We start from the raw sequence: 11,818 nt of genomic DNA, 5'->3' as shown, positions 1-11,818 counted from the left end.
TGTCAGTCAAATCATTCATCAACTGACACTCCGTATTCGCGAGCAGGCTCGCTCCCACAGGGGGGATTGCATCAACCGCAGGCTGTCAGCTCAACAGCACTTCGGCCCACCCTTGCCACCGTAACGCGCTTCCTGACGTTCGCGGAAGAACATCTCGTAGCTCATCACCGGTTTGTCCGGGTGTTTGGTTTGCATATGCTCGACGTAGGTGTCGTAGTCGGGCATGCCGACCATCAGGCGTGCGGCCTGACCGAGGTATTTACCGAGGCGACTCAGGTCATTGAACATGGTGCAATCCTCTGGTTACGCGTCCGGCAGGGCCTGGAATGGCGATTCTTTATCCGTACGCTCTTTTTTGCCCCAGGCGGCGATGCCGACCTTGAGCGCATAGAACAGGATGCTGAACACCACGAACAGGAACAGCGCCGTCAGCGTTGCGTTGGTGTAGGCGTTGAAGATCACGTGCTGCATCTGATCGATGCTCTTGGCCGGCGCGATGATTTGTCCGGCGGCGAGGGCATCGCTGTACTTCTTGGCCAGCGACAGGAAGCCGATCGCCGGGTTGGCGTCGAACAGCTTGATGAAGCCTGCAGTGGTGGTGCAGATCAGCAGCCAGGCGGCTGGCAGCAGGGTCACCCAGATGTAGCGCTGACGCTTCATCTTGATCAGGACCACGGTGCCGAGCATCAGCGCGATACCGGCCAACATCTGGTTGGAGATACCGAACAGTGGCCACAGGGTATTGATGCCGCCCAACGGGTCGATCACGCCCTGATACAGCAACCAGCCCCACATCGCCACACAACCGGCGGTGGCGATCAGGTTGGCGGTCCACGATTCGGTACGTTTCAGCGCCGGCACGAAGGAGCCGAGCAGGTCCTGCAGCATGAAACGCCCGGCACGGGTACCGGCGTCCACAGCGGTCAGGATAAACAGCGCTTCGAACAGGATCGCAAAGTGGTACCAGAACGCCATGGTGTTTTCACCCGGCAGGACACTGTGCAGGATCTGCGCGATACCGACCGCCAGGGTCGGTGCACCGCCGGCACGGGCGAGGATGGTGGTTTCACCGATGTCATGCGCCACCGCTTGCAGCGCCTCCGGCGTGATCGCGAAGCCCCAGCTGCTGACCATTTGCGCCACCGAAGCCACGTCACCACCGACCACAGCGGCCGGGCTGTTCATGGCGAAGTACACGCCCGGCTCGATCACCGAAGCGGCAACCATGGCCATGATCGCGACGAACGATTCCATGAGCATGCCGCCGTAACCGATGTAACGCGCGTTGGTTTCGTTATCCAGCAGCTTCGGCGTGGTACCCGACGCGATCAACGCGTGGAAACCGGACACCGCACCGCAGGCGATGGTGATGAACAGGAACGGGAACAGACCGCCCTTCCACACCGGCCCGGTGCCGTCGACGAACTGGGTCAGCGCCGGCATTTTCAGCTCGGGCATGGTTACCAGAATGCCGATCGCCAGGGCGATGATGGTGCCGATCTTGAGGAAGGTAGAGAGGTAGTCACGTGGCGCCAGAATCAGCCACACCGGCAGCACGGCGGCAACGAAGCCGTAACCGATCAGCATCCAGGTGATTTGCACACCGGTGAAGCTGAAGGCCTTGGCCCACACCGGATCAGCGGCAATCTGCCCACCGAGCCAGATCGAACCGAGCAGCAGCAACACACCGATGACCGAGATCTCGCCAATGCGGCCCGGACGGATGTAGCGCATGTAAATGCCCATGAACATCGCGATCGGGATGGTCGCCATCACGGTGAAGATGCCCCATGGGCTCTCCGCCAGTGCCTTGACCACGATCAGCGCCAGCACCGCGAGGATGATGATCATGATCAGGAAGCAGCCGAACAGGGCGATGGTGCCGGGGATGCGGCCCATTTCTTCGCGCACCATGTCGCCCAGGGAACGGCCGTTGCGCCGGGTCGACATGAACAGGACCATGAAGTCCTGCACTGCGCCCGCCAGCACCACCCCGGCAATCAGCCACAGCGTGCCGGGCAGATAACCCATCTGCGCCGCCAATACCGGGCCGACCAGCGGGCCTGCGCCGGCAATGGCCGCGAAGTGGTGACCGAACAGAATGTGTTTGTTGGTCGGCACGTAGTCCAGACCGTCATTGTTGAGCACGGCGGGGGTGGCCCGACGCGGATCGAGTTGCATCACATTGTTTGCAATGAACAGGCTGTAGTAACGATACGCAACCAGATAAATGGCCACTGCCGCGACCACGATCCACAAGGCGTTGATCGCCTCTCCTCGGCGCAATGCCACTACGCCCAGGGCGCACGCTCCTACGATTGCCAGCACTAGCCAGGGTAAGTGGCGTAGCAGGCTATTATTATTTTTCATTTTATTATTCCAGCCAGGGTGGACAAGAAATACAGCCACCCCGAGTTTAGCGCTTACGGCGCCAAAGGCCATACCCCGACGTTGGTCTAGACGCCTTGTCGATTGGCCGCCACCCGCCGGTCGGGTCTATAGTCAGCGAACTCTTCCGAGGATTGCGCCATGAGCGAACACCCAGCCAATCGCCGTCGCTTCAAACGTATTGCGTTCGATGCCAGAACCGAGCTGAGTCAGGGCCACTTCATCTGGCCGGTGAAGTTGATCGACCTGTCGCTCAAGGGCTTGCTGATCGAGAAGCCGCAGCCGTGGCTGGGGGACAAGGAGCAGGATTTCTTCGTCGACATTCATCTGAGCGATGACGTGAATATTCAGATGGATGTGCATCTGGCCCATGAGGATCACGGGCAACTGGGGTTTGTCTGTCGGCATATCAGCCTGGAATCGATCCAGCGCTTGCGGCGGTTGATCGAGCTGAATCTGGCGGATGAAACCGAGCTTGAGCGCGAATTGGGTGCCTTGATCGAAATCTAAAATAATGCTGCTCAGGTAAGGGGGACGCTGCCACCGTGGCGAGGGAGCTTGCTCCCGCTGGGTCGCGAAGCGGCCCCTGCTCTTCACTAAAAAAGCAAGGGACTGCTGCGCAGTCCAGCGGGAGCAAGCTCCCTCGCCACAGTTTATTTTCGCGGAATGGGCAGAAATTGCGGCTGGAGAGAGCGTAAGCGGTTACTCGAACAGTGCGTCGAGCGCCTGCTCCAGGCGGGTCACGGCGATGATCTGCAACCCCGGCGGCGCTTCCTTCGGCGCGTTGCCCTTGGGCACGATCGCGCGTTTGAAGCCATGCTTGGCCGCTTCCTTCAAGCGCTCCTGACCGCTCGGCACCGGACGCACTTCACCGGACAAACCGACTTCGCCAAACACCAGCAGATCATGCGGCAACGGCCGGTTGCGCAGGCTCGACATCACCGCCGCCATCAACGCCAGGTCGGACGCGGTTTCCAGCACCTTCACCCCGCCGACCACGTTGAGGAACACGTCCTGATCGTGGGTCGGAATGCCGCCATGGCGATGCAAGACCGCCAGCAACATCGCCAGACGATTCTGATCCAGCCCCAGCGTTACCCGCCGGGGGTTCGCCAGATGGCTGTCATCGACCAGTGCCTGCACTTCCACCAGCATCGGCCGGGTGCCCTCCCACGTGGCCATGACCACGCTGCCCGGGACTTCTTCCTGAGCGCGCGTCAGAAAAATCGCCGAAGGGTTGGAGACTTCTTTCAGGCCCTTGTCGGTCATGCCGAACACGCCGAGTTCGTTGACCGCACCGAAACGGTTCTTCACCGCCCGCAACAGACGCAAACGCCCATCGGACTCGCCTTCGAAATACAGCACGGTGTCGACCATGTGTTCGAGAACCCTTGGGCCTGCCAATGCGCCTTCCTTGGTGACGTGACCGACGAGGAAAATCGCCGTACCGCTTTGCTTGGCATACCGCACCAGCAACGCCGCACTCTCGCGCACTTGTGATACACCACCCGGCGCCGATTGCAGCTGTTCGGTGAAAATGGTCTGGATCGAGTCGATCACCATCACCTTGGGTTTTTCCTGGCGGGCCGTGGCGATGATGGTTTCGATGCAGGTTTCGGTCATCACCCGCAATTGATCCTGAGGCAGCCCTAAACGTCGGGCGCGCATGGCCACTTGCTGCTGGGACTCTTCGCCGGTGACGTACAGCGCCGGCATGCTCTTGGCGAGGTTGCACAGGGTCTGCAACAGAATCGTCGACTTGCCGATGCCCGGATCACCACCGATCAGCACCACCGAACCGTCGACCAGACCGCCACCCAAGACCCGATCCAGCTCACCGGACGCGGTGGAGAAGCGCGGAATCTCCTCGATGCTGACTTCGGCCAGGGTCTTGATCTGCGCCTGCTGCCCGGCCCAACCGGTACGACCGGTGGGCGCCGTGGCCCCGCCGCTTTCGATCATGGTTTCGGTCAAGGTGTTCCAGGCGCCGCACTCGCCGCACTGGCCCGCCCACTTGGGAAAGGTTGCGCCGCACTCGGTGCAGCCGTACATGCGCTTGGCCTTGGCCATCTGGATCCCCCGGCAAAAACCGCGATGATAACGCAGCCACCGCTCAGCGCGGCGCGGCGGTGCGGATTTCGCCGTTGGCCAGACGCGCGGCACTGTTGCCCAGCGGGTCTTCGGCATTGAGGTCGGCACCCTTGGCCTTGAGTGCGTCGAGCAGTTCGACACGCTTGAACAACCCGGCGTACATCGCAGCGGTTTGTCCGGCGCCATTGCGCTGATCGGGGCTGCAATCAGTGGCCATCAACCGTCTGGCAATCTGCATCTCGCCTTTGAAAATCGCGCCCATCAGCGCCGTGTTGCCACGTTGATCCTGCGCGCAGGCATCTGCGCCCGCCGCCAGTAACCGATCAACTGCCGCGCCCTGGCCGTGATACGCCGCCAGAATCAAAGCGGTGTAACCCTTGCTGTCGCGGGTATCGAGGGAATAGCCGGACTCGATAAAGGTTTCGAGCATCGGCACATCACCACGCCGGGCGGCATCGAAATAGTAATCCTGCAACTGGGCCTTGATCGCCTCGGCGTTCTGTTCGGCCAGCGCTGTAAATGACAGGCAACCGAGCAGCAATAACAGACAAAATCGCATCAGCCGTCTCCTTGAGCAGAACGGGGCCTGAGTCAGGCCCCGCGTGATATGGCGTCGAGATCAGTCGACCAGTTTGGCCGCCAGCGCCTTTACCCGGCTCAGGTCGCCGTTGGCAACTTTGGCCACACCGCTGCCGTATTCCGGATCGGCCTTATAAAGGAAGGACAGAATGATGTGCTTGCTCTCGTCATCGGTGGTGGCCAGCGAGCCGCCGAAGCTGGCGATCAGGTCCTGACGCTCCTGCTGGCTGAACGAGCGATACAGATCACCGGCCTGCTTGAAGTTCTGCTCACGCTGAATCTTCGCCTGCTGGGTGCTGCCCGACAGCACCATTTGGCTGTAGCGCGCATTTTGTGGCTCATCACGCGGTTGCAGACGGCTCGGCTGATAATTCACCCCGGACTGCGTGGCAGCGAAGTTCATCGCACCGTCCTGATTGCCATTGTTGACGGCAACTTTGGGCGCGTTGATCGGCAACTGCAGGGCATTGGCACCCAGACGATACATCTGCGTATCGGCATAAGAGAACACCCGGCCTTGCAACAGACGATCTTCGGAAGGTTCGATACCCGGAACAACATTGGCCGGGGCCATCGCAACTTGTTCGGTTTCCTGGAACACATTGGCTGGGTTACGGTTCAACACCATTTGTCCAACTTTTCGCTCAGGAACATTCGGCCAGATCTTGGTAGCGTCCAATGGATCGAAATCAAACTTGGACAAATCTTGCGGATTTAGCACTTGGATGTACAAGTCCCACTTCGGGAAATCACCCTTGTTGATATGACTGACCAGATCATTAGTCATATGACTGTAATCTTTCCCCTGAACTTTTGTAACTTGCTCGGGCGTCAGATTTTTGATGCCTTGCAAACTTTTCCAGTGAAACTTCACGTAGTGCACTTCGCCCTTGGCATTGACCAACTTGTAGGCATGCACACCATTACCGTCCATTTCCCGATAACTGGCTGGAGTTCCCGAGTTGGAATACAACTCGGTCAGCGTGCGAGTGGCTTCCGGTACGTGGGAGAAGAAGTCGAAACGACGCGAGTCATCGTCCAGGTTGGTACGCGGATCGGGTTTGAACGCGTGAACCATGTCCGGAAACTTGATTGCGTCGCGGATGAAGAAGGTCGGAAAGTTGTTGCCCACCAGATCCCAGTTGCCATCTGCGGTGTAGAACTTGGTGGCAAAACCCCGTGGATCGCGCAGGGTTTCCGGGGAATGGTTGCCATGCACCACCGCAGAGAAACGCACAAATACCGGAGTGACCTGGCCGGCAGCGAACACCTTGGCCTTGCTCAGGTCGCTGAGATCATTGGTCACCGTGAAGGTGCCATGGGCACCGGTACCGCGGGCATGCACCACGCGCTCGGGAATGCGCTCGCGGTCGAAACGCTGGAGCTTCTGGATCAGTTGCACATCCTGCAGCAGCACCGGGCCGGTGGCGCCGGCGGTCTGCGAGTTCTGATTGTCGCCAACCGCTGCGCCGTTATCTCGGGTCAGGGGTGCGGCGTTCACGGAAAAAGTCAGCAGGCTGGCGATCAGTACGCCGAGCGTACGGCGATGGGGAAAAGCCCCCAGTCCAAGAGTGGAATTCATATCAGGTTCCTCTGGTTTTTTTGGGCGCATCCAGGTGCGCCAACCAGAGGCTAGAGGGCTATGCCGGTGAACATAAATAGAAAGTTCGCAACTCGACGATTGAAAAAAATGGCTTCCTGATCAGCGGTTTACGGCGTATTTCGCGCGCGATTAGTGGCACTTTGCAAACTAATCGTGGATTCATGTGTCGATAAAAACGGGCATTGTAAGAAGGTGTTTCGCGCAGGACGCGTTTTGCTGATTTACACTGCGTACACCAACCTCATCTGTAACAAGGAAATAACCTATGGGCGTGCTAAGTGAGTTCAAGGCCTTCGCGGTCAAAGGCAATGTGGTCGACATGGCCGTCGGTATCATCATCGGTGCCGCCTTCGGCAAAATCGTTTCGTCGTTTGTCGGCGACGTGATCATGCCGCCAATCGGCCTGCTGATCGGTGGGGTGGACTTCAGTGATCTGGCCGTTACGCTGAAAGCCGCCGAGGGCAGCGCCCCGGCCGTGGTATTGGCCTACGGTAAATTCATCCAGAGCATTCTGGACTTCGTGATCGTCGCCTTCGCGATTTTCATGGGCGTCAAAGCCATCAACCGCCTGAAACGCGAAGAAGCCGTGGCCCCTTCCCTGCCACCGGTTCCGACCAAGGAAGAAGAATTGCTCGGCGAGATTCGCGATCTGCTCAAGGCCCAGAACAACCGGCCTTGACCGCGTAATGAATGAAATCGGCGCCTGATGGCGCCGTTTTTCTACCAGTAGTTTTCCACCGCTACCTGCCCCGGCCGCCGCGACAGGCTCAGGCTCATGTGGCGTTTTTTCAGCAGTGCCCGAGTGTCATCGATCATCTGTGGATTGCCGCAAAGCATGACGCGCGAGTGCTCAGGGGTCAGTTCAACACCGGCTGCCCGTTCCAGCTCGCCGTTTTCAATCAGGCTGGTAATCCGACCGTGCAAGGCGCCACGCATTTGTTCGCGGGTAACCGTGGGAATGAATCGCAGTTTATGGGCATGTTCTGCCAGGTAATCACGCTCGGCCAACCCCGCAATCAAAGGCTGATAGGCCAGCTCCCGTGTCTCACGCACGCTGTACACCAGGATGATCCGCTCGAACCGCTCCCAGACCTCGAAGTCCTGCAGGATCGACAGAAACGGCGCGACCCCGGTGCCTGTGGATAACAGCCACAGATCCCGACCATCGACAAACCGGTCCAGTGTCAGGTAGCCAAAGGCCTGGCGCTCCACCAGCAAGGTATCCCCCACCTGCAAGCGGCTCAGCTCGCTGGTGAACTCGCCCCCCGGCACCACGATGGAAAAGAACTCGAGAAACTCGTCGAATGGCGACGAGACCATCGAGTAGGCGCGCCACACGGTACTGCCGTCGGCCTTGGTCACGCCGAGGCGGGCGAATTGTCCGGCGCTGAATCGAAACCCGGCGTCGCGTGTGGTACGCAGGGTGAACAGGCTGGGGGTCAAGCGCTGCACGTCGAGCAACGTCTGGGCCGTGAACTTATCTGCGCTGGCGGTCATGGGGCACTCCATTCAACGAATGCCCCCAGTGTCGCGCAAAATCAACAGCTTAAACACCGACAGTTTGTGCTGTTGTACGCTCGGCATTTCACAATTAAATTTATTTTCATATTGTGAATGTTAACTAACTGGAACCGCTCAGCTTTTGAATTAAGGATGACATTTTATAAATAACCCCACTAATAACCCTTTATTTAATTTTCAAAGCAGCCAAGAGCGAAAAGATCAGAACACCACGTAAGAAACATCCTACACTCGGGTTCGTGCCGGATCCTTTGGATCCAAACCGCACTCCCAGGAAAAGCCTCACGGAATTTGTAATGGAAATGTGGAAGGAGTCGCAACTGAAGCAACTGACTTTCGCAAAGGAGATAGAGACTGCCTATCCGATCCTTTTGAGATTCGCTGAGAATATCGGTTTTAATTTCTGCGCGATCTCGTTGACTTCGAATAATCGGAACGACAACTTAAACCCCTTGCAAATCAACAACTACCCTCAAGAGTGGAACGAACTCTATGAACTTGAACGCTACGGCAAGATTGATCCGGTAATATCACACTGCAATCACTGTATGTTGCCGGTGATGTGGAGCGAAGACCTGTACTCGCAAACACCAGAACTCTGGCAGGCCTTGCAAGAACATGGCTTGCGCCACGGCTGGTCACAGTCGTTCCATCATGAAGCATCCGGGCTCTGCACCACGCTGAGCCTCGCCAGAAAAAAGGGTCCTTTGAGCCCTCTCGAGCTGTACGAGCATTTCGGTTACATGTTCTACGTAACCGGCCATCTGAGCGAGTTGTTCGCCAGAACCTTGCCCAGGCACAGCGACCCTCTCACCCGACCGAAGCTTTCACCCCGGGAACTGGAAGTGCTGAAGCTTTCGGCCGTCGGCAAGACCGCTTATGAAATTTCGCGGATCCTTTGCCTCAGCGAACGGACTGTGAACTATCACGTGCAGAACGTGATTTCGAAGTTGAATGTGTGCAACAAGATTTCCGCAGTCATTGCGGCCACGCGCATCGGCCTGCTGGACACGCCGTAAACGCTAAAACCTGCGAGTATTCGAGCGCAAAAAAAAGTACCATTTGCGACCTTCCTGAGTGATGACGGCAACTTTGGCGTCGTGGTCCACTCGGACGGTTCCGCAGCACGCTCACCTGGGCCGCGGGCCACCCGTTGATTACCCAGAGTCCCCGTCCCATGCCCTTGCTCGATACGCCCTTTGCCCAACTCGATCTGATCCGCCAGCCTGAACAGCAGAATGAACCGCTGCAAGCCTTCGATGCGGCCGACGAATACCTGCTCAATCATCTGGCCGCCGAGCAACCGGCAGCGGATACCCGGGTACTGGTGCTCAACGACAGCTTCGGCGCCCTCGCGGCCAGCCTGGCGGGCAAGGTTCAGGTCAGCAGCAGTGGTGACTCGTTCCTGGCTTTTCAGGGCCTTGAGAAAAACCTGGTGCGCAATGGCCTGGCGTTTGATGCCGTGCGCGGCACACCGGCCAGCGAGCCGTTGGTCGGCCCCTACGACCGGGTGCTGATCCGTGTACCGAAAACCCTGGCGTTACTCGAAGAACAACTGATTCGCCTGCAAGGTCAACTGGCTCCGGGCGCGCAAGTGATGGCTGCGGCGATGGTCAAGCATTTGCCACGGGCGGCTGGCGACCTGCTGGAGCGCTACATCGGCCCGGTACAGGCATCGCTGGCGGTGAAGAAGGCCCGCTTGCTGATCGCCACGCCCGAAGCGAAAGCCCCGGCGGTCTCGCCCTACCCGTCGCGTTATCTGCTCGACGAACCGGCCATCGAGTTGCTCAACCACGCCAACGTGTTCTGCCGCGAAGGGCTGGACATCGGCACCCGCGCGTTCCTCCCGCACTTGCCGAAAAACCTTGGTTCGGCCCGGGTCGCCGACCTGGGCTGCGGCAACGGCGTATTGGCGATCGCCAGCGCCCTGCACAACCCTGACGCGCATTACACGCTGGTCGACGAATCGTTCATGGCGGTGCAATCGGCCGGCGAGAACTGGCGGGCGGCACTGGGCGCACGAGAAGTGATCGTGCGGGCCGGCGATGGTCTGGCCGGACAAGAGCCGCAATCGCTGGACGTGGTGCTGTGCAATCCGCCGTTCCATCAACAGCAAGTGGTCGGCGACTTCCTCGCCTGGCGCATGTTCCAGCAAGCCCGCGAGGCGCTGGTGGTCGGCGGTGCGTTATACATCGTCGGCAACCGTCATCTGGGTTATCACAGCAAACTGGCGCGGCTGTTCCGTGGCGTCGAGCAAGTAGCGGCCACACCGAAATTCGTGATTCTCAAAGCCCGCAAGTAAAACCTCAGGCAAAAAAAACCCTCCGTGGTACGGAGGGTTGTCAACCGTGCCCAGAGGCAACGGGACGGGATGTTTCAGTGCGTGGTCAGGCCCGCCGCGCTCATGAACAGGCGCATCAGGCTGGCCGCAATGAACAGCGCGCCGACGCTACCGATCCAGATCAGGGCCAACCAGCCGAGCCGCTGCCACAGCGGCTTTTTTTCGGCCTCTTCAATCTCGTGCAGGGAATGTTTGCCGTTCATTGCATCGTTCCTCTTGGGCGATGGCGTCGCTGAGGACGCCACCGCGAACAGATTTGCTCCCTCAGGGTGAGCAGAGCCGCAGATCAGTGGTAACCGTCTTCATGGGTGACCTTGCCGCGGAACACGTAGTAGCTCCAGAAGGTGTAACCCAGGATGAACGGGATGATGAACAGTGTACCGACCAGCATGAAGCCTTGGCTTTGCGGCGGTGCGGCGGCGTCCCAGATCGAGATCGACGGCGGCACGATATTCGGCCACAGGCTGATGCCCAGACCGCTGTAACCGAGAAAAATCAGCACCAGGGTCAACAGGAACGGCATGTAGTTGGCGTTGCGCACCACCGCGCGGATCAGCCCGTACATTGTCACCAGCACCAGAATCGGCACCGGCATGAACCAGAACAGGTTTGGCTTGCTGAACCAGCGTGTCGCGATTTCCGGGTGAGCCAGCGGCGTCCACAGACTGACGATGCCGATCACCGCCAGCAGCACGAACGCCAGCGGCCGCGCGAGATTGTGCATCTGTTCCTGCAACTTGCCTTCGGTTTTCATGATCAGCCAGGTGCAACCGAGCAAGGCATAGGCCACCACCAGCGCAGCGCCGCAGAACAGGGTGAATGGCGTCAGCCAGTCCAGTGAACCGCCGGCATATTGCCGATTGACCACTGGCAAGCCGTCGATGAATGCCCCGAGTGCCACGCCCTGAAAGAACGTCGCCGCCACCGAACCGCCGATGAACGCCTTGTCCCACAGGTGGCGCTTGTCGTCCTTGGCCTTGAAGCGGAACTCGAACGCCACACCGCGAAAAATCAGGCCGATCAGCATGAAGATCAGCGGCAGGTACAGCGCCGACAGCACCACCGAGTAGGCCAGCGGGAACGCGCCAAACAACGCCGCGCCGCCCAGTACCAGCCAGGTTTCGTTGCCGTCCCACACCGGGGCCACGGTGTTCATCATCACGTCACGGTCGGTCTTGCCCGGGATGAACGGGAAGAGAATCCCGATCCCCAGGTCGAAACCGTCCATGACCACGTACATCATGATGCCGAAGATGATGATCACGGCCCAGATCAGCGGAAGATCAATACCCATG

12 protein-coding genes are annotated in these 11,818 nt (G+C 59.1%); 4 read left to right on the top strand and 8 right to left on the bottom strand.

Annotated elements, in window-relative coordinates; all coding sequences use genetic code 11:
* Positions 1 to 90 precede the first annotated feature (90 nt).
* Both NTD85_RS11330 and NTD85_RS11325 read right to left on the bottom strand, forming a co-directional pair.
* Positions 91 to 288 carry a YbdD/YjiX family protein gene (locus NTD85_RS11330; RefSeq protein ID WP_003228401.1) on the bottom strand — a complete coding sequence of 66 codons (198 nt, stop codon included), beginning with the start codon at positions 286 to 288 and terminating at the stop codon, positions 91 to 93.
* A gap of 15 nt (positions 289 to 303) precedes the next feature.
* A complete protein-coding gene (locus tag NTD85_RS11325; protein WP_003228403.1) occupies positions 304 to 2,370 on the bottom strand; it encodes a carbon starvation CstA family protein in 2,067 nt (688 codons plus the stop codon).
* Between the two features lie 159 nt (positions 2,371 to 2,529).
* Here NTD85_RS11325 and NTD85_RS11320 point away from each other — a divergent pair, with 159 nt between their 5' ends.
* Complete coding sequence (locus NTD85_RS11320; protein WP_103521675.1) at positions 2,530 to 2,898, top strand: PilZ domain-containing protein; 369 nt, start codon at positions 2,530 to 2,532, stop codon at positions 2,896 to 2,898.
* Between the two features lie 192 nt (positions 2,899 to 3,090).
* Here the strand turns inward: NTD85_RS11320 and radA are convergent, their stop codons facing one another.
* From radA to katB, 3 genes are read right to left on the bottom strand one after another with little or no spacing between them, the layout of a single operon-like run.
* Positions 3,091 to 4,458, bottom strand: a complete 1,368-nt coding sequence (gene radA / locus NTD85_RS11315; RefSeq protein WP_007963764.1) for a DNA repair protein RadA — start codon at positions 4,456 to 4,458, stop codon at positions 3,091 to 3,093.
* A gap of 43 nt (positions 4,459 to 4,501) precedes the next feature.
* Positions 4,502 to 5,038, bottom strand: coding sequence for an ankyrin repeat domain-containing protein (locus NTD85_RS11310; protein WP_262142181.1), 537 nt, complete (start codon positions 5,036 to 5,038; stop codon positions 4,502 to 4,504).
* A gap of 60 nt (positions 5,039 to 5,098) precedes the next feature.
* Positions 5,099 to 6,640 carry a catalase KatB gene (katB, locus tag NTD85_RS11305; RefSeq protein ID WP_262142180.1) on the bottom strand — a complete coding sequence of 514 codons (1,542 nt, stop codon included), beginning with the start codon at positions 6,638 to 6,640 and terminating at the stop codon, positions 5,099 to 5,101.
* A 286-nt stretch (positions 6,641 to 6,926) separates the two neighbouring features.
* Here katB and mscL point away from each other — a divergent pair, with 286 nt between their 5' ends.
* Positions 6,927 to 7,340: a large-conductance mechanosensitive channel protein MscL gene (gene mscL, locus NTD85_RS11300; RefSeq protein WP_003228412.1), complete on the top strand. Its 414-nt coding sequence runs from the start codon at positions 6,927 to 6,929 to the stop codon at positions 7,338 to 7,340.
* Positions 7,341 to 7,381: 41 nt separating this feature from the next.
* Here mscL and NTD85_RS11295 read toward each other — a convergent pair whose 3' ends face one another.
* On the bottom strand, positions 7,382 to 8,158 hold the full coding sequence (locus NTD85_RS11295) for a ferredoxin--NADP reductase (RefSeq protein WP_262142179.1): 777 nt from the start codon (positions 8,156 to 8,158) through the stop codon (positions 7,382 to 7,384).
* Between the two features lie 320 nt (positions 8,159 to 8,478).
* On the opposite strand from NTD85_RS11295, the gene NTD85_RS11290 reads away from it, so the two are divergent.
* On the top strand, positions 8,479 to 9,201 hold the full coding sequence (locus tag NTD85_RS11290; protein WP_262142178.1) for an autoinducer binding domain-containing protein: 723 nt from the start codon (positions 8,479 to 8,481) through the stop codon (positions 9,199 to 9,201).
* A gap of 158 nt (positions 9,202 to 9,359) precedes the next feature.
* Positions 9,360 to 10,484 carry a methyltransferase gene (locus NTD85_RS11285; RefSeq protein ID WP_262142177.1) on the top strand — a complete coding sequence of 375 codons (1,125 nt, stop codon included), beginning with the start codon at positions 9,360 to 9,362 and terminating at the stop codon, positions 10,482 to 10,484.
* Positions 10,485 to 10,558: 74 nt separating this feature from the next.
* Here the strand turns inward: NTD85_RS11285 and NTD85_RS11280 are convergent, their stop codons facing one another.
* Both NTD85_RS11280 and cydB read right to left on the bottom strand, forming a co-directional pair.
* Entirely contained in the window at positions 10,559 to 10,726 is a 168-nt protein-coding gene (locus NTD85_RS11280; RefSeq protein ID WP_080963309.1) for a DUF2474 domain-containing protein, read from the bottom strand.
* 83 nt (positions 10,727 to 10,809) lie between these two features.
* Positions 10,810 to 11,817 carry a cytochrome d ubiquinol oxidase subunit II gene (cydB, locus tag NTD85_RS11275; protein WP_262142176.1) on the bottom strand — a complete coding sequence of 336 codons (1,008 nt, stop codon included), beginning with the start codon at positions 11,815 to 11,817 and terminating at the stop codon, positions 10,810 to 10,812.
* Between the last annotated feature and the right edge of the window lies 1 nt (position 11,818).

The organism is Pseudomonas sp. 13B_3.2_Bac1, from assembly GCF_025466205.1.
In the GTDB taxonomy this organism is placed as follows: domain Bacteria; phylum Pseudomonadota; class Gammaproteobacteria; order Pseudomonadales; family Pseudomonadaceae; genus Aquipseudomonas; species Aquipseudomonas fluorescens_H.
This window is presented reverse-complemented; position numbering and strand designations above follow the sequence as displayed.

Excerpts from the sequence above, each read along its gene's own strand:
- NTD85_RS11330 (WP_003228401.1), bottom strand. The coding sequence starts at position 288 with ATGTTCAATGACCTGAGTCGCCTCGGTAAATACCTCGGTCAGGCCGCA.
- NTD85_RS11325 (WP_003228403.1), bottom strand. The coding sequence starts at position 2,370 with ATGAAAAATAATAATAGCCTGCTACGCCACTTACCCTGGCTAGTGCTG.
- NTD85_RS11320 (WP_103521675.1), top strand. The coding sequence starts at position 2,530 with ATGAGCGAACACCCAGCCAATCGCCGTCGCTTCAAACGTATTGCGTTC.
- radA (WP_007963764.1), bottom strand. The coding sequence starts at position 4,458 with ATGGCCAAGGCCAAGCGCATGTACGGCTGCACCGAGTGCGGCGCAACC.
- NTD85_RS11310 (WP_262142181.1), bottom strand. The coding sequence starts at position 5,038 with ATGCGATTTTGTCTGTTATTGCTGCTCGGTTGCCTGTCATTTACAGCG.
- katB (WP_262142180.1), bottom strand. The coding sequence starts at position 6,640 with ATGAATTCCACTCTTGGACTGGGGGCTTTTCCCCATCGCCGTACGCTC.
- mscL (WP_003228412.1), top strand. The coding sequence starts at position 6,927 with ATGGGCGTGCTAAGTGAGTTCAAGGCCTTCGCGGTCAAAGGCAATGTG.
- NTD85_RS11295 (WP_262142179.1), bottom strand. The coding sequence starts at position 8,158 with ATGACCGCCAGCGCAGATAAGTTCACGGCCCAGACGTTGCTCGACGTG.
- NTD85_RS11290 (WP_262142178.1), top strand. The coding sequence starts at position 8,479 with ATGGAAATGTGGAAGGAGTCGCAACTGAAGCAACTGACTTTCGCAAAG.
- NTD85_RS11285 (WP_262142177.1), top strand. The coding sequence starts at position 9,360 with ATGCCCTTGCTCGATACGCCCTTTGCCCAACTCGATCTGATCCGCCAG.
- NTD85_RS11280 (WP_080963309.1), bottom strand. The coding sequence starts at position 10,726 with ATGAACGGCAAACATTCCCTGCACGAGATTGAAGAGGCCGAAAAAAAG.
- cydB (WP_262142176.1), bottom strand. The coding sequence starts at position 11,817 with ATGGGTATTGATCTTCCGCTGATCTGGGCCGTGATCATCATCTTCGGC.